Annotated in this window: 12 protein-coding genes and 1 other RNA gene; 5 read left to right on the plus strand and 8 right to left on the minus strand. The window is 66.4% G+C overall.

Annotation, left to right across the window (positions count from 1 at the left end):
* Nucleotides 1–7: 7 nt before the first annotated feature.
* Nucleotides 8–364, minus strand: a transfer-messenger RNA (tmRNA) gene (gene ssrA, locus A9179_RS03910).
* Nucleotides 365–510: 146 nt separating this feature from the next.
* On the opposite strand from ssrA, the gene A9179_RS03915 reads away from it, so the two are divergent.
* Nucleotides 511–3,432, plus strand: coding sequence for an ATP-binding protein (locus A9179_RS03915; RefSeq protein ID WP_187804548.1), 2,922 nt, complete (start codon nt 511–513; stop codon nt 3,430–3,432).
* A gap of 45 nt (nt 3,433–3,477) precedes the next feature.
* Here the strand turns inward: A9179_RS03915 and A9179_RS03920 are convergent, their stop codons facing one another.
* The 4 genes from A9179_RS03920 to A9179_RS03935 form a co-directional block, all read right to left on the minus strand.
* On the minus strand, nt 3,478–3,723 hold the full coding sequence (locus tag A9179_RS03920; RefSeq protein WP_187804549.1) for a hypothetical protein: 246 nt from the start codon (nt 3,721–3,723) through the stop codon (nt 3,478–3,480).
* A gap of 92 nt (nt 3,724–3,815) precedes the next feature.
* Entirely contained in the window at nt 3,816–6,626 is a 2,811-nt protein-coding gene (locus tag A9179_RS03925; protein WP_187804550.1) for an FAD-binding and (Fe-S)-binding domain-containing protein, read from the minus strand.
* Nucleotides 6,627–6,757: 131 nt separating this feature from the next.
* Complete coding sequence (lldD, locus tag A9179_RS03930) at nt 6,758–7,903, minus strand: FMN-dependent L-lactate dehydrogenase LldD (protein ID WP_187804551.1); 1,146 nt, start codon at nt 7,901–7,903, stop codon at nt 6,758–6,760.
* 217 nt (nt 7,904–8,120) lie between these two features.
* Nucleotides 8,121–9,809: a lactate permease LctP family transporter gene (locus A9179_RS03935; protein ID WP_187804552.1), complete on the minus strand. Its 1,689-nt coding sequence runs from the start codon at nt 9,807–9,809 to the stop codon at nt 8,121–8,123.
* Between the two features lie 306 nt (nt 9,810–10,115).
* Here A9179_RS03935 and A9179_RS03940 point away from each other — a divergent pair, with 306 nt between their 5' ends.
* Nucleotides 10,116–10,883 carry an FCD domain-containing protein gene (locus A9179_RS03940; RefSeq protein ID WP_187804553.1) on the plus strand — a complete coding sequence of 256 codons (768 nt, stop codon included), beginning with the start codon at nt 10,116–10,118 and terminating at the stop codon, nt 10,881–10,883.
* Nucleotides 10,884–10,913: 30 nt separating this feature from the next.
* Here the strand turns inward: A9179_RS03940 and smpB are convergent, their stop codons facing one another.
* Nucleotides 10,914–11,402: an SsrA-binding protein SmpB gene (gene smpB, locus A9179_RS03945; RefSeq protein WP_187804554.1), complete on the minus strand. Its 489-nt coding sequence runs from the start codon at nt 11,400–11,402 to the stop codon at nt 10,914–10,916.
* A gap of 147 nt (nt 11,403–11,549) precedes the next feature.
* Here smpB and A9179_RS03950 point away from each other — a divergent pair, with 147 nt between their 5' ends.
* Complete coding sequence (locus A9179_RS03950) at nt 11,550–11,984, plus strand: type II toxin-antitoxin system RatA family toxin (RefSeq protein WP_187804555.1); 435 nt, start codon at nt 11,550–11,552, stop codon at nt 11,982–11,984.
* The gene (locus A9179_RS03955) at nt 11,977–12,294 is read left to right on the plus strand and encodes an RnfH family protein (RefSeq protein WP_187804556.1); all 318 of its coding nucleotides are present in this window, start codon (nt 11,977–11,979) and stop codon (nt 12,292–12,294) included. The genes A9179_RS03950 and A9179_RS03955 overlap by 8 nt, the downstream gene beginning before the upstream one ends.
* Before the next feature lie 58 nt (nt 12,295–12,352).
* On the opposite strand, the gene A9179_RS03960 is transcribed toward A9179_RS03955, so the two are convergent.
* On the minus strand, nt 12,353–12,874 hold the full coding sequence (locus A9179_RS03960) for an outer membrane protein assembly factor BamE (protein WP_187804557.1): 522 nt from the start codon (nt 12,872–12,874) through the stop codon (nt 12,353–12,355).
* A 97-nt stretch (nt 12,875–12,971) separates the two neighbouring features.
* Between A9179_RS03960 and fur the strand changes: the two genes are divergently transcribed.
* Nucleotides 12,972–13,382 carry a ferric iron uptake transcriptional regulator gene (gene fur, locus A9179_RS03965; RefSeq protein WP_173209422.1) on the plus strand — a complete coding sequence of 137 codons (411 nt, stop codon included), beginning with the start codon at nt 12,972–12,974 and terminating at the stop codon, nt 13,380–13,382.
* A 56-nt stretch (nt 13,383–13,438) separates the two neighbouring features.
* Here the strand turns inward: fur and recN are convergent, their stop codons facing one another.
* Nucleotides 13,439–15,112: a DNA repair protein RecN gene (gene recN, locus A9179_RS03970; RefSeq protein WP_187804558.1), complete on the minus strand. Its 1,674-nt coding sequence runs from the start codon at nt 15,110–15,112 to the stop codon at nt 13,439–13,441.
* Nucleotides 15,113–15,166: the final 54 nt, after the last annotated feature.

The following is a 15,166-nucleotide window of genomic DNA, read 5'->3' on the forward strand; positions in this document are numbered from 1 at the left end:
TTGGGTTTGGTGGAGCCGGGGGGATTTGAACCCCCGTCCGCCAGTTCGCCGCTATCGGTTCTACATGCGTAGCCATCTCTATTGAGTTAACTCCGCGCGGCCCGAGTGGCAGGGCGCTTGGAGCGAGCTGCATAAGTTTTAGCCGTTACACCTGCAGCGTGCTTGGCGGCGATCCTGTTCTATCTGACAGACCAAATCTTCGGGTTTACAGGCATCCCCTAGGGTCTGCTGGCGCCCTTAGGCGGCCAGAGCGTAGTTGTCGTCGTTGGCAACTATGAAGTTGTGGCAGCGGATTTACGAGAACTGTCACCTACTCGGCATGCCCCTCAAGTTTTGTTACCGGCGTCGAATCCTAATCGGCCCCAGGTACAGTCTTGCTGGTACGCCGCCAGTCTACGGCAAAGGAAGGGCAGCGTCGACCGCTGATCGGCCCTGGAATGCTGTCGGGTTGGGCAGCAAGCGGATAAGCGTGCCATCATCTGTGCATATTTGAGTTCAAGGAGCGCCGGCATGTCGCCTGCACCGAACAAGCCTCTGCGCCGCTGGATATGGCGAGCCTTCCTGCAGAGCGCGTTGATTCCGCTGGTTTTGGTGGAGTCGGTGCTGATCGGCGTGTACCTGTACACCAACGAGTCGATTCGTTCGGCGCAGCTCGGTTACCTGCAGAACAGCGCGCTGCAGGATCTGAGCAGTGCGGTGCAGCGCGAGGGCCAGGTGATCGACAGCCGGCTCAAGGCCATCGAGGCGCAGGTCGGTATCTACCGCGACGCCGTTGGCGCGGCGCTGCAGGATCGGCGCTATGTGCCGGACGAGCTGGAGCGCCAGCGTCATGGGCAGACCCCCGACGGGGTGTTCTACAGCCGCAGCGACGATGGCCGCGCCGCTTCCTTCTATGCCGCCAGTACACCGTCTACGCAGCAGGATCGGGACAAGGCGCTGCGCCTGGCCCAGGTCGATCCGCTGATGCGCTCGATCAAGCAGGCCGACCCGCTGGTGGCCGCGGTGTATTTCAACAGCTGGGACAGCTACAACCGCATCTACCCGTTCTTCGATGTGCTGCAGCAGTACCCGCATGACATGGTCATCCCGCAGTACAACTTCTATTACCTGGCCGACGCCAAGCACAACCCGCAGCGCAAGGTGGTGTGGACCGATGTCTATCTCGACCCGGCGGGGCAGGGCTGGATGATGTCGGCGGTCGCGCCGGTGTACCGCGGCGATTTCCTCGAGGGGGTGAGCGGCCTGGACGTGACGGTCGGGCAGATGCTCGCCGAGATCGGCAACCTGCAGGTGCCCTGGCAGGGCTATGCCCTGCTGGTCAGTCGCGACAACGGCATCATGGCCCTGCCGCAGGCTGGCGAGCGCGATTTCGCCCTGCGCGAGCTGACCCAGTACTCCTACGCCGAGGCGGTGCGCCGCGAGGTGCTCAAGCCGGAAGACTTCAAGCTGGATCGCCAGCCCGGCCTGCAGCCCTTGCTCAAGGCCATGGCGCAGCGCGGCCAGGGCATCCAGGAGGTGCAGCTGGGCGGGCGCAGCCAGCTGATGGCCTGGAGTGAAATCCCGCAGACCGGCTGGCGCCTGCTGCTGGTGGTGGACGAGGCCAATATCTACCAGGAAACCAACCGCCTGGCCGAGCAGTACCAGAAGATCGGTTATCTGCTGATCGCCGGCCTGGTGTTCTTCTACCTGCTGTTCGGCAGCTGGATGTGGCTGCGCTCGCGCCGCCTCAGCCACGAGCTGGCGACGCCGATCTCCGGTATTGTCGAGATGATGCGCGGCGTCGGTCGCGGCGAGCTGGAGCCGGTGGCGCCGAGCACGGGCATCCGCGAGCTGGCGGAAATGGCCAGCGAGGTGCAGTTGGCCGGGCGGCAGCTGCGCTCCAGCGAGGCGCAGCGCTTTGCCGTGCAGAACACCCTGGAACTGGTGCTGGAAAGCACCACCGAGAGCCTCTGGGAAGTCAGCGCGGCGGATCAGAGCATCTGCGTCAGCGAGCGCTTCGTGAAGCGCTTCGGCCTGCGCGACAGCTGCCTGGCGTTTGCCGAGTTCAACCGCCTGGTGCATCCGGACGACCTGCAGCGCGTGCGCCATCTGCGCCTGAGCATGGCCGAGGAGAGCAACGAGGACTTCTTCGAGGCCGAGTACCGCTACGCCGACCCGCAGGGCAACTACGTGTGGCTGCTCAGCCGCGGCAAGGTGATCGAGCGCGATGCGCGCGGCCGGGCGGTGCGCGCAGCCGGCACCCACGTCGACATCACCCGCCTCAAGCAGGTGCAGGAGGAACTGCGCCGCGCCAGCCTGGAGGCACAGGCCGCCAGCCAGGCCAAGAGCCGTTTCCTGTCCAGCATGAGCCACGAGCTGCGCACGCCGCTCAATGCCATTCACGGCTTTGCCCAGCTGATCGAGCTGGAGGCCCTGGAGCGGCCCGAGACTCTGCAGGAGGCCGAATACGCCCGCGAGATCGTCAGCGCCAGCCGCCACCTGACCTCGCTGGTGGACGACATCCTCGACCTGTCGAGTATCGAGAGCCGTCGCCAGCAGCTGAGCCTCAAGCCGGTGGAGGTCAGCAGCCTGCTGGCTGGCTGTGCCGAGCTGGTGCAGCCGGAAGTGCAGCAGCGCGGCCAGCAGCTGCACCTGATGGCGCCGCCTGGCAATGCCCTGTATGTGCTGGCCGATGTGCGCCGGGTGCGCCAGGTGGTGCTCAACCTGCTGTCCAATGCGCTCAAGTACAACGCCCCGCAGGGCCTGCTCAGCCTCGGCTACGAAGTGCGCTCCGGCGGCGTGCGGCTATGGGTCGAGGATTGCGGCGCGGGCCTGACCGCGGACGAGCAGGCGCAGCTGTTTCAGCCGTTCCAGCGCCTGGGCCGGGAGAACTCCAACATCCCCGGCACCGGCATCGGCCTGGTGCTGTGCCGCGAACTGGCCAGCCTGATGAATGGCGAAATGGGCTTCAGCAGTACGCCGGGCACCGGCAGCCGCTTCTGGATCGACCTGCCCAGCGCCGCCCCGCCGGTTGTGCCCATGCCCTCCGCGACGAGCGAGCAGGAGGCGGCGAACCAGGCGCCGCAGGTGGCGGTGCTCTGCGTGGAGGATCATCCGGCCTGCCTGCGGGTGTTGCAGGAAGGGCTGCGCGATATCGCCGACGTGCAGGGCGCCGGCTCGGTGCGCCGGGCCATGGCGCTGCTGGACGAGCAGACCCCGGCACTGGTGCTGCTCGATCTCGATCTGCCGGATGGCAGCGGCCTAGAGGTGCTCGAGCGGATGCGCAGCGAGCCGCGTCTGGCCGAAGTGCCGGTAATGGTGGTCAGCGCGGCTGCCGACGAGGCGTTGCTGGCGGAAGCGCGGCAGAAGGGCGCCCAGGCCTGCATGCTCAAGCCGGTGGATCTGCAGCGCCTGCGCTGGCTGGCGCTGTCCCTGCTCGGCCAGGAGGCCTAGGAGCCGTTGCCGTCACGCTTGTGCCGAAACGGCAACAGATTCTAGCTACTCGCTGGACTGCAGCAGGTTGAGGGCTTCGGCCAGCACCTTCATCGATTCGCTGTGATCGCCCTTGTTGTGCAGCTCCTCGCCTTCAGCGCGTAGGCGCTTCACTTCGGCCAGCACTTCGGGGTCGGCCGGCGGGTCGCTTTTCAGTAAGGCATCGATCTTGGCCATGTCCTGCGGGCAGTGCATGGCGTAGACCGGGGTGCTGAGCAGGATGGCAGCAAGCAGGAGGGCGGGGCGGCGCATGGCGGTTCTCCTCGGCAAGGGACGCCAGCAAGTATGGCAGGCAAACCGGGCCCCGCTGCGGGCGGGGCTAAATGGTGCAGCCTGCTCTGTGTTCAACCCGGCAGCGGTTTGGCGCGGCTGACCCGATCCACCAGATAGACCAGGCCGTGGTAGTCGATGCCGCTGTGGCTGGACAGGCCGATCTCGCAGGTGCGGCTGGTGGAGATGCCTTCCTCGCAGAGCTGCACCGCGTCCTTCAGCGAGCGCAGCGCGTGGGCGTTCAGCGCAGGCAGGGTGAAGCCCTTGTCGCCGGCGAAGCCGCAGCAGTGGATACCTTCCGGAATCACCACCTCCTTGGCGCAGCGCCGGGCGATATCGATCAGCCCCTGGGCCTCGCCCAGATGCTGGGTGGAGCAGGTCACGTGCACGGCCACCGGCTTGTCCTGCGGAGTGAGCTCCAGGCGCTCCAGCAGATGCTCGCGGATGAACTTCACCGGGTCGTACAGCTTCAGCCGCGGATCCAGCCCCTCCTGCACCAGGCGCAGGGTGCAGGGGCTGGTATCGCAGTAGATCGGGTCGAGGCCGCCGCGGCTGGCCTTGAGCAGCGCATCCACCAGCTCGCGCTGCTTGGCCGCGGCCTGCTCGGGGTAGCCTTTGGAGGCGAACGGCTGGCCGCAGCACAGGTTGTCCGCATTGTCGGCGAACAGCACCTGGTAGCCGGCTTTTTCCAGCAGGGCGCGGGTCTTGTCGATCAACGGAGTCTGCTCGGCGTCGCTGAACGACGGGCCCATGGCACGCGACACGCAGGCGGCCAGATAGACCACCCGTGGGCGCTCATCCGCGCTCGGCGCGACCAGCCGGAGCGGCTGCGCCGCCTGCGGCATGGCCGGCGTCCACAGCGGCAGCCCGGCCTTCTCGTGCAAAATGCGCGCGGCCTTGCCCAGCAGTGGCGCGCCCATCAGCCTGCGCGCGCCGTCCGCCAGGCGCAGGGTCAGGCGCGTGCCCTGCAAGGTGGTGGCGAAGTGGCCGGCCAGCCAGGCGGCAGTGCGCGCATGAGTGGCTTCGCCGGCGCGCAGCTTGCGCACCAGGTCGCCGGTGTTGATGCCCACCGGGCAGCGCTGCGCGCACAGGCCGGTGGCGGCGCAGGTGTCCACGCCCTGGTAGTGATAGGCGGCCTCCAGTTCCGTGGTGTCGATGCCGGCACGCTTGCGTGCCTGGATATCGCGCCAGATGACGATGCGCTGGCGCGGCGTCAGGGTCAGCCCCTTGGACGGGCAGACCGGCTCGCAGAAGCCGCACTCGATGCACTTGTCGACGATCTCGTCGGCGGCCGGCAGCGGCTTGAGATGCTTCAGGTGGATCTGCGGATCGTCCGACAGCACCACGTCCGGGTTGAGGATGCCCAGCGGGTCGAACAGGCGCTTGATGGTCCACATCAGCTGGTAGGCCTCGCTGCCCCATTCCAGCTCGACGAAGGGCGCCATGTTGCGCCCGGTGCCGTGCTCGGCCTTGAGCGCACCGCCGAACTCCACCGCCACCAGCTGCGCCACGTCCTGCATAAAGGCTTCGTAGCGCGCGACCTGTACTGGATCATCGAAGCCCTGGGTGAAGACGAAGTGCAGGTTGCCCTCCAGAGCATGGCCGAACAGGATGGCCTCGTCGTAGCGGTGCTTCTCCAGCAGCTCGATCAGGCGGTTGACGCCCTCGGCCAGGCGCTCCACCGGGAAGGTGACGTCCTCGATGATCACCGTGGTGCCGGTTCTCCGCACGGCGCCGACGGCGGGGAAGGTCTCCTTGCGGATCTTCCACAGCTGGTTGTAGACGGCCGGGTCCTCGCTGAAGTCGACCTGCTTCTCCACCGGGAAGTGGGCGATGGCGGCCATGATCTGGCCGATCTGCTCGTGCAGCAGCGTCTGGCTGGCGGCGCGCGATTCGATCAGCAGGGCGCAGGCACCGCCCGACAGGCTCTGCACCCACTCGGGCATGCCCTTCATGTTCTCCACCGAGCGCAGGCTGCGGCGGTCGAGCAGTTCCACCGCGGACACCGGCTGCTGCTTGAGCAGCGGCACGGCCTGGCAGCAGCTCTCCACGTCGGGGAAGACGATCAGCGCGCTGGCCTTGTGTGGGTGCTCCGGCACGGTGTCGTAGGTCACCGCGCTGATAAAGCCCAAGGTGCCTTCCGACCCGACCATCAGGTGGTTGAGGATGTCCAGCGGCTCGTCGAAATCGACCAGCGCGTTGAGCGAGAAGCCGGTGGTGTTCTTCAGCCGGTACTTGTGGCGAATCTTGTCGGCCAGCGCGGTGTTGGCGCGGGTCTGCCGACCCAGCTCGGCCAGGGTGTCGAGCAGCGTGCCGTGACGGGCGCGGAAGGCTGCGATGCTGGCGGCGTCCTCGCTGTCCAGCACGCTGCCGTCGGCCAGCACCACGCGCAGGCCGGCGAGGGTCTTGTAGCTGTTCTGCGCCGTGCCGCAGCACATGCCGCTGGAGTTGTTGGCGACTATGCCGCCGATCTTCGCTGCGTTGATCGAGGCCGGGTCGGGGCCGATCTTGCGCCCCAGTGGGGCCAGCCAGGCGTTGGCCTGGGCGCCGATGACGCCGGGCTGCAGGCGGATCTGCGCGCCGCCCGCACGGATATCGCGGCCGTTCCAGCTGTCGCCGAGGACGATCAGCACCGAGTCGCTGATGGCCTGGCCGGAGAGGCTGGTGCCGGCGGCGCGGAAGGTCACCGGCACGCGCTGGGTGCTGGCCAGTTCGAGCAGGCGCACCACCTCGGCCTCGGATTCGACCCGTACCACCAGCTGGGGAATCAGCCGGTAGAAGCTGGCGTCGGTGCCGAAGGCCAGGGTCGACAGCGGGTCGTCGAACAGGCGCTCGCGCGGGATCAGGCGGTGGACTTCGGCGAGGAAGGCGGCGGGCAGGCTCATGCGTGCTCCAGTGATCACGGTGTTTTCATCTCCCCTCTCCCTTTGGGAGAGGGGCCGGGAGTGAGGGGCCGAGTACGGCTCGAACTTTCCCTCACCCTAGCCCTCTCCCGGAGGGAGAGGGGACTGCAGATTCAGGCGCCCAGCTCACGCACCAGCGAGTCGCGGCTGATGTCCGCGATCGACTTGGCGCCCGTCAGGGTCATGGCCACGCGCATCTCCTTGTCGAACAGCTCGAGCAGGTTGCTCACTCCGGCACCACCGGCGGCGGCCAGGGCGTAGACGAAGGCGCGGCCGAGCAGCACCGCGTCGGCGCCGAGGGCGAGCATGCGCACCACGTCGAGGCCGCTGCGGATGCCGGAGTCGGCGAGAATCTTCAGCTCGCCCTTCACCGCGTCGGCAATGGCGGGCAGGGCGCGGGCGCTGGACAGCACGCCGTCGAGCTGGCGGCCGCCGTGGTTGGACACGACTATGCCGTCGGCGCCGAATTTCACCGCGTCCCTGGCGTCTTCGGGGTCGAGGATGCCCTTGATCACCATCGGCCCCTCCCAGAAGTCGCGGATCCACTGCAGATCCTTCCAGGAGATCGACGGGTCGAAATTGGCCCCCAGCCAGCCGATGTAGTCGGCCAGGCCGGTGGGGTTGCCGCGGTAGGTGGAGATATTGCCCAGGTCATGGGGCTTGCCCAGCAGGCCGACGTCCAGCGCCCAGGCGGGATGAGTCATGGCCTGCAGTACGCGGCGCAGGGCAGCGTTCGGCCCGCTCATGCCGGAGTGGGCGTCGCGGTAGCGCGCGCCGGGCACCGGCATATCGACGGTGAACACCAGGGTGGTGACGCCGGCGGCCTTGGCCCGCTCCAGGGCGTTGCGCATGAAGCCGCGATCCTTCAGCACGTAGAGCTGGAACCACATGGGCCGATCGATGGCCGGTGCCACTTCCTCGATCGGGCACACCGAGACGGTCGACAGGGTGAAGGGAATGCCCTTGGCCGCCGCCGCCTTGGCCGCCTGCACTTCGCCGCGGCGGGCATACATGCCGGTCAGGCCGACCGGAGCGAGCGCTACGGGCATGGCCAGCTTCTCGCCGAACAGCTCGGTTTCCAGGCTCAGCTCGGCCATGTTGCGCAGCACGCGCTGGCGCAGGGCGATGTTGGCCAGATCCGCGACGTTGCGCTGCAGGGTGTGCTCGGCATAGGCGCCGCCGTCGATGTAGTGGAACAGGAACGGCGGCAGCTTGCGCTGGGCGGCAGCGCGGTAGTCGGTGGAGGCGGAAATGATCATGGGTGTCTCATCCGGGTAAAAAGTGAAACCACTGTGTTCAGGTGAAGTCCTCGGGGCAGGGGCTTTCCGAGGCCCCCGTCATTCCCGCGCAGGCGGGACAGCGGCTTCATCGCTGAACAGCGCTTGCGCTGGCCCGAAGGGGAATAATCCAGGCGTACCGTGGCACCTGGGCTCCCGCCTGCGCGGGAGCGACGGTTGTTCTTCCTTGCCCCTGTAATCAATGCACCAACATGCCAGTAAAGACATAGGCCTGGGCCAGGGTGATCAGGCCGACGAAGGCGGCGAAGATCAGGCTGTGCTTGAGGGTGAAGCGGAACAGGTCGGATTCCTTGCCGACCATGCCGGTGGCGGCGCAGGCCACGGCGATGGACTGCGGCGAGATCATCTTGCCGGTCACGCCGCCGCTGGTGTTGGCGGCGACCAGCAGGGTGTCGTTGACCCCGATCTGGTGCGCGGTGGTGGCCTGCAGCGAGCTGAACAGGGCGTTGGACGAGGTGTCCGAGCCGGTGAGGAACACCCCCAGCCAGCCGAGGAACGGCGAGAAGAACGGGAACAGCGCGCCGGTGCCGGCCAGTACCAGGGCCAGGGTGCTGGACATGCCCGAGTAGTTGGTGACGAAGGCGAAGGCCAGCACCATGCCGATCGACAGGATTGGCCATTTCAGCTCGATCAGGGTGTCGCGGAAGATGCCCAGGCCGCTGCGCAGGCTGATGCGCAGGATCAGCATGGAGATCAGCGCGGCGAAGAAGATCGCCGTACCGGTGGCGGCGATCGGGTCGAGCTTGAATACCGCCGGCATGGCGGTGGCCGTGGCGACGATCGGCGCGCTCTTGATCACCAGTTGATCCAGGTGCGGGATGGCGAAGTTGAACACTGTGGCATACATCGCCCCGCCAGCGGCAAACAGCGCCTTGAACGACTTCAGCGTCCACAGGGTGACCAGCACGGTGAGGATCAGGAATGGCGACCAGGCCTTGAGGATCTGCCCGAAGCTGTAGGGCGACGGCGTGGCGCTACGTTTGCCTGGGGTGCCGCCGAGTATGGCGGCGCCACCGGCGGATACGCCGAGCACGGCCGACTCGCTGGCGCGGCTCGGGCTCCAGACCTTGAGGAACAGGGTCAGGCACACCAGGCTGACCAGCGCCGAGGTGATGTCCGGCAGCTCCGGGCCGATGAAGTTGGAGGTGAAGTACTGGGTCACGGCGAAGCTGCCGCCGGCCACCAGGGCGGCCGGCCAGGTTTCCTTGATGCCTTTCCAGCCGTCCATCATCGCCACCAGCCAGAACGGCACGATGATCGACAGCAGCGGCAGCTGGCGGCCGGCCATGGCGCCGATCTTCATCGCGTCGATGCCGGTGACCTGGCCGGCGACGATGATCGGAATGCCCAGGGCACCGAAGGCCACCGGCGCGGTGTTGGCGATCAGGCACAGGCCGGCGGCATACAGCGGGTTGAAGCCGAGGCCGACCAGCAGGGCGGCGGTGATCGCCACCGGCGCACCGAAGCCGGCCGCGCCTTCGAGGAAGGCGCCGAAGGAGAAGCCGATCAGCAGCACCTGCAGGCGCTGGTCGTCGGTGATCGACAGCACCGAGCTGCGGATCACTTCGAACTGGCCGCTCTTCACCGTCAGTTTGTAGAGGAACACGGCGGCCACGATGATCCAGGCAATCGGCCACAGACCATAGGCGAAGCCGTAGCCGGCGGCGGCAAAGGCCATGTCGGCCGGCATGCCGAAGGCGAAGATGGCGACGACCAGGGACAGCGCCAGGGTGATGCTGCCGGCGACATGGCCCTTGAGGCGGAAGACCGCCAGCGCCAGGAAGAAGAACACGATCGGGATCAGGGCGACCAGCGCCGACAGGCCAAGGCTGCCGAGCGGTGTGTAGAGCTGTTGCCAGGTTTGCATGCAGGTGGCTCCTAATTGTTTTTGGAGGTGCCGGGGTTGGCGCGGGCGGTTGGCGGCTCGTGGCCGGCAGCTTCCGTACCGGTGTTGTCTTGCTTAAATTGGTAATACCAATTTACAAAATAGACGGCTCAGGGTAAAAGGCGGCTCGCCTGCCTGTCAATTTGGCGGCCTGCGACTTTGGTCGCATGGGCCGTCGGCAGGCCGGGCTTGTGGCTGCGCAGGCGGCTGGTTAGGCTGTCGACTGAAACCGGCGCAAGGCCCGCAGGGCAGGCGCTGGCGGGCATTCGGAGAAAGGTGGCAAGTGGTATGACATTTGGTCAGGTGCGGCAGCGCCGGCTGTCGGACGATATCGTCGCGCAGCTGGAGTCGATGATTCTCGAAGGCACGCTCAAGGCCGGCGAGCGGCTGCCGGCGGAGCGGGCGCTGGCCGAGCAGTTCGGCGTGTCACGCCCATCGCTGCGCGAGGCGATCCAGAAGCTGGTGGCCAAGGGGCTGCTGGTCAGTCGCCAGGGCGGCGGCAACTATGTGGCGGCGGAGCTGGGCTCGACCTTCAGCGACCCACTGCTGCATCTGCTGGAGAGCAACCCGGAGGCGCAGCGCGACCTGCTGGAGTTCCGCCACACCCTGGAGGGCTCCTGCGCCTATTACGCGGCCCTGCGCGCCACTGCGCCGGATCAGCAGCGCCTGCGCGAAGCCTTCGAGGCGCTACAGGCCTGCTATGCGCCGGGCAGCAAGGCCAGCCGGGCGCAGGAGGGCGCGGCCGATGCGCGCTTCCACCTGGCGATTGCCGAGGCCAGCCATAACGCGGTGCTGCTGCACACCATCCGTGGTCTGTTCGATCTGCTCAAGCACAATGTGGTGACCAATATCGGCGGCATGTACCTGCAGCGTAGCGAGACGCGCGACATGCTGATGCAGCAGCATCGGGCGCTGTTCGAGGCGATCATCGAGCGGCGGGCAGAGGAGGCGCGGGAGATTTCCCACGGCCATATCCTCTATGTGCAGGAAGTGCTCAACGAGGCGCAGCAGGAAGCCAGGCGGGTGGAGCGGGCGCAGCGCCGCCAGGGGTTCTGAGGCGCTGCGTGCCGGTCAAAGGTGGCGAGCTTACTCGTCGCTGCCCTTGCCCTTGGTGCGCATGGCGCGCTGGACTTCGCGGTCGGCGTCACGCTCTTTCTCGGTGTGGCGCTTGTCGAAGTCCTTCTTGCCCTTGGCCAGGGCGATCTCGCACTTGACCAGGTGCTGCTTCCAGTACAGCGACAGGGCCACGCAGGTGTAGCCCTTCTGCTGCACGGAGCCGAACAGCTTTTCCAGCTCGCGCTTGTTCAGCAGCAGCTTGCGGGTGCGCGTCGGGTCGGCGTAGACGTGGGTGCTGGCGGTGGTCAGCGGGGTGATGTGGCACCCCATCAGCCAGGCCTCGTCGTCCTTGAGCAGCACATAGCTGTCGACCAGCTGCGCCTTGCCGGCGCGCAGGCTTTTCACTTCCCAGCCGGACAGGGCCAGGCCGGCCTCGAACTTGTGCTCGATGAAGTAGTCGTGCAGCGCCTTTTTGTTCAGCGCGATGGTCCCGGAGGGATGTTTCTTCTGTTTAGCCATAGGCGCGGCATTATAGGGAGTCGGCGCGTTGCTGGCGACAGCCTGTGCTTGAGGGGGCTGGTTGAATTCCGCACAATGCGCGCTTCTTTTCGGCCGGCATCCCGCCAAGGGCGCGCCGGCCACAGCAGTTCCGCCAAGTGAGAGCCGATGAGCACCCGAATCCAACGCTCGGCGCTGTTGCCCTATCCGGCGTCGGCGCTCTATGAACTGGTCAACGATGTGGCCAGTTATCCGCAGTTCCTGCCCTGGTGCTCGGCTTCCTGCGTGCTGGAATCCAGCGCCGAGGAGATGCGCGCCAGCCTAACCGTGGCCAAGGGCGGGCTGAGCCAGCAGTTCATGACGCGCAACCGCCTGGTCGCCGGCCAGTCCATCGAGATGAAGCTGGTCGAGGGGCCGTTCAGCCAGCTGCATGGCCTGTGGGAGTTCAAGGCGCTGGGCGACAAAGCCTGCAAGATCAGTCTGGACATGACCTTCGATTACGCCGGGCCACTGGTCAAGGCGACCCTCGGGCCGCTGTTCACCCAGGCCGCCAATACCCTGGTCGATGCCTTCTGCCAGCGGGCCAAGCAGCTCTATGGCTAAGTCGCTGATCAAGGTCGAAGTGGTTTACGCCCTGGCCGAGCGTCAGTGCCTGCTGAGCCTCGAGGTGGCGCCGGGCGTCACGGCGCGCGAGGCGGTGCTGCAGTCGGGCTTGCAGGAGCAGTTCCCCGGGCTGGATCTGGCGAGCGCGCCGCTGGGCATCTTCGGCAAGGTGCTGGCCAAGCCGCAGGAGCGGGTGCTGCAGGATGGCGACCGGGTGGAGGTCTATCGCCCGCTGCTGGCCGACCCCAAGGAAGTGCGCAAGCGGCGAGCCGCCAAGGCGGCCGAAGCCCGTGCGGGGCAGGCCGAGTAAGGGCAAACCGCAGGCATAAAAAAGCCCGGCACTGGCCGGGCTTTTTGTTGTGCGCCGCTTACTGCGGCGAAGCGTCGAGCGGCTCGGGAATCGGTACGGCGACCGGTTCGGCGGAGTCCACTTCGCGCTGGATCTGCTCCTGCAGCGAGCCCGGCTTGGCCGGTGCCTCGTTCTGCGGCTTGCTCTCGGCCTGCGGAGTGCTGACGACGTTGCCGTCTTCGCCGAGGATTGCCTGGTCGCGGCTGACACCCGGCATGAAGTCACCGGCCAGACCGATCAGTTGGTCGTCGCTACCGAACATCAGGCTGACGCGCTCCTGGTAGCGCTGCCGGCCACCGGGCTGGATGCTGTACAGGTAGTCCCAGCGGTTGGCGTGGAAGGTGTCGGTGATCAGCGGGTTGCCCATGATAAACCGCACTTGTCGGCGGGTCATTCCCGGCTTCAACTGGTCTATCATGTCCTGCGTCACGACATTGCCCTGCTGGATGTCGATCTTGTAAACCCCGGGAAAAGAACAACCGGCGAGTGCGAACAGACCCACGAGTGTGAGGCTGGACAGCAAGAGCTTGGTGTTTTGCATCGGTGGGTGACTTCCACTATCTTGGCTGGGCAAAGTAAACCCCGATCATACCCGCATTAACGGAAGCTGCGAAGCAGCAACCACGAGAAAGCCGACCATGGTTGAAAATAGCGAACTGCGCAAAGCTGGCCTCAAGGTCACCCTGCCGCGTGTGAAGATCCTGCAGATGCTTGACTCGGCCACTTCCGGGCAGCGCCACATGAGTGCCGAGGATGTGTACAAGGCACTGATGGAGGCTGGTGAGGATGTTGGCCTGGCCACCGTCTACCGCGTCCTGACCCAGTTCGAGGCAGCGGGGCTGGTGGAGCGCCACAACTTCGACGGCGGCCATGCCGTGTTCGAGCTGGCTGATGGCGGTCACCACGATCACATGGTCTGCGTCGATAGCGGCGAAGTGATCGAGTTCTTCGATCCGGAGATCGAGAAACTGCAGAAAGAGATCGTCAAGCAACACGGCTTCGAGTTGGTCGATCACAACCTGGTGCTGTACGTGCGCAAGAAGAAATAACTGATTTCTTCTGCAATAAAAAAGGCGCCCGTAGGCGCCTTTTTTGTGGCTGCTGATCAGGCCTGGGCCTTGGTCAGCATCTTGCGCGCGTGCTGCAGGGATTCCTCGGTGAGGTCGACGCCGCCGAGCATGCGCGCCACTTCCTCGACCCGCTGGGGAATGTCCAGGCTGGCCACGGCGGTGCGGGTTTCCGCACTGCCGCGCTGCTTGTGCACGAACAGGTGGTTGTGGCCCTGGGCGGCAACCTGCGGCAGGTGGGTGACGGTCAGTACCTGGCCGCGTTCGCCAAGGCGGCGCAGCAGTTGGCCGACCACTTCGGCGGTGGGGCCGCCGATGCCGACGTCGACTTCGTCGAACACCAGGGTTGGCACCCGTGAGGTCTGCGCGGTGATCACCTGGATCGCCAGGCTGATGCGCGACAGCTCGCCGCCGGAGGCAACCTTGGCCAGGGATTTCAGCGGCTGGCCGGGGTTGGCGCTGACCAGGAACTCCACCTGCTCCAGGCCATGGGGTTGCGGCTCTTCGCTGCTACCGGTCGCCAGCTCGATGCTGAAGCGGCCGCCGGGCATGCCCAGGGTCTGCATCTCTTCCTGCGCCGCGGCGGCCAAGCGGCCGGCGGCCTGCTGGCGCAGGGCGCTCAGTTCGGCGGCCTTCTCGTTGTAGTGACGCTGGTAGGCGGCCAGCTCCTCGCCCAGGCGCTCCTGGGCCTCGTCGTCGGCGTTGAGGCCTTCCAGTTCCTCCAGCAGGCGTTGCTGCAGTTCACCCAGTTCGGTCGGCTGGATGCGGTGCTTGCGCGCCAGGCTGTAGATGGTGTCCAGGCGTTCTTCCAGCAATTGCTGGCGCTGCGGGTCGGCGTCGAAGTGGTCGATGAAGCGGTTCAGTTCGCCGACTGCTTCCTCAACCTGGATCTGCGCGCTGGCCAACAGGTTGCTGGCTTCGCTCAGGGCGCCGGGCTGGCCGCTGAAGGCGCCGAGGCGGTTGAGGCTGGCGGTGAGGGCCGAGAGCACGTTGCCGGCATCGCTCTCGCTGCACAGCTCGAGTACCTGGCGGCAGGCGCCGAGCAGCTGTTCGGCATTGCTCAGGGTCTTGTGTTCCTGTTCCAGCTGTTCCAGTTCGTTGTCGCCCAGGGCCAGGTTTTCCAGCTCTTCCAGCTGGTAGCTGAGCAACTGGTGGCGGGCGCGTTGTTCATCGCCACTCGACGACAGGCGTTGCAGTTCCTGGCGGGTCTGGCGCCAGCGCTGGGCGGCCAGTTGCACCTGGCGCGCCAGTTCCTGGCTGCCGGCGTATTCGTCGAGCAGGCGACGGTGGGTGTCCGGCTTGAGCAGCGACTGGTGCTCGTGCTGGCTGTGGATGTCGATCAGCAGCTCGCCCAGGGCCTTGAGGTCGCCGAGCGGGCAGGGCGTGCCGTTGATGTAGCCGCGCGAGCGGCCTTCGCTGGTGATCACCCGGCGCAGGATGCACGGGCCGTCGTTGTCCAGGTCGCGCTCGGCCAGCCAGGCGCGGGCCTCGGCGATGTCCTCCAGGTCGAAGCTGGCGAGGATGTCCGCCTTGTCCGCGCCCGGACGCACCACGCCGCTGTCGGCGCGATCACCCAGGGCCAGGCCGAGGGCGTCGAGCATGATCGATTTGCCGGCACCGGTTTCGCCGGTGATTACCGACATGCCGCGCTGCAGTTCGAGGTCGAGGTGTTCGACGATGGCGTAGTTGTGAACGGACAGGTGCACCAGCATGGAATGTGCTCCGCAAAGTTTGTGCTGGCTATTTATACAGTGTTTTATTTTGTT

This window comes from Pseudomonas alcaligenes (assembly GCF_014490745.1).
GTDB classification, from domain to species: Bacteria; Pseudomonadota; Gammaproteobacteria; order Pseudomonadales; family Pseudomonadaceae; genus Aquipseudomonas; species Aquipseudomonas alcaligenes_C.

Excerpts from the sequence above, each read along its gene's own strand:
- fur (WP_173209422.1), top strand. The coding sequence starts at position 12,972 with ATGGTTGAAAATAGCGAACTGCGCAAAGCTGGCCTCAAGGTCACCCTG.
- A9179_RS03940 (WP_187804553.1), top strand. The coding sequence starts at position 10,116 with ATGACATTTGGTCAGGTGCGGCAGCGCCGGCTGTCGGACGATATCGTC.
- A9179_RS03935 (WP_187804552.1), bottom strand. The coding sequence starts at position 9,809 with ATGCAAACCTGGCAACAGCTCTACACACCGCTCGGCAGCCTTGGCCTG.
- A9179_RS03920 (WP_187804549.1), bottom strand. The coding sequence starts at position 3,723 with ATGCGCCGCCCCGCCCTCCTGCTTGCTGCCATCCTGCTCAGCACCCCG.
- smpB (WP_187804554.1), bottom strand. The coding sequence starts at position 11,402 with ATGGCTAAACAGAAGAAACATCCCTCCGGGACCATCGCGCTGAACAAA.
- A9179_RS03955 (WP_187804556.1), top strand. The coding sequence starts at position 11,977 with ATGGCTAAGTCGCTGATCAAGGTCGAAGTGGTTTACGCCCTGGCCGAG.
- A9179_RS03950 (WP_187804555.1), top strand. The coding sequence starts at position 11,550 with ATGAGCACCCGAATCCAACGCTCGGCGCTGTTGCCCTATCCGGCGTCG.
- lldD (WP_187804551.1), bottom strand. The coding sequence starts at position 7,903 with ATGATCATTTCCGCCTCCACCGACTACCGCGCTGCCGCCCAGCGCAAG.
- recN (WP_187804558.1), bottom strand. The coding sequence starts at position 15,112 with ATGCTGGTGCACCTGTCCGTTCACAACTACGCCATCGTCGAACACCTC.
- A9179_RS03960 (WP_187804557.1), bottom strand. The coding sequence starts at position 12,874 with ATGCAAAACACCAAGCTCTTGCTGTCCAGCCTCACACTCGTGGGTCTG.
- A9179_RS03915 (WP_187804548.1), top strand. The coding sequence starts at position 511 with ATGTCGCCTGCACCGAACAAGCCTCTGCGCCGCTGGATATGGCGAGCC.
- A9179_RS03925 (WP_187804550.1), bottom strand. The coding sequence starts at position 6,626 with ATGAGCCTGCCCGCCGCCTTCCTCGCCGAAGTCCACCGCCTGATCCCG.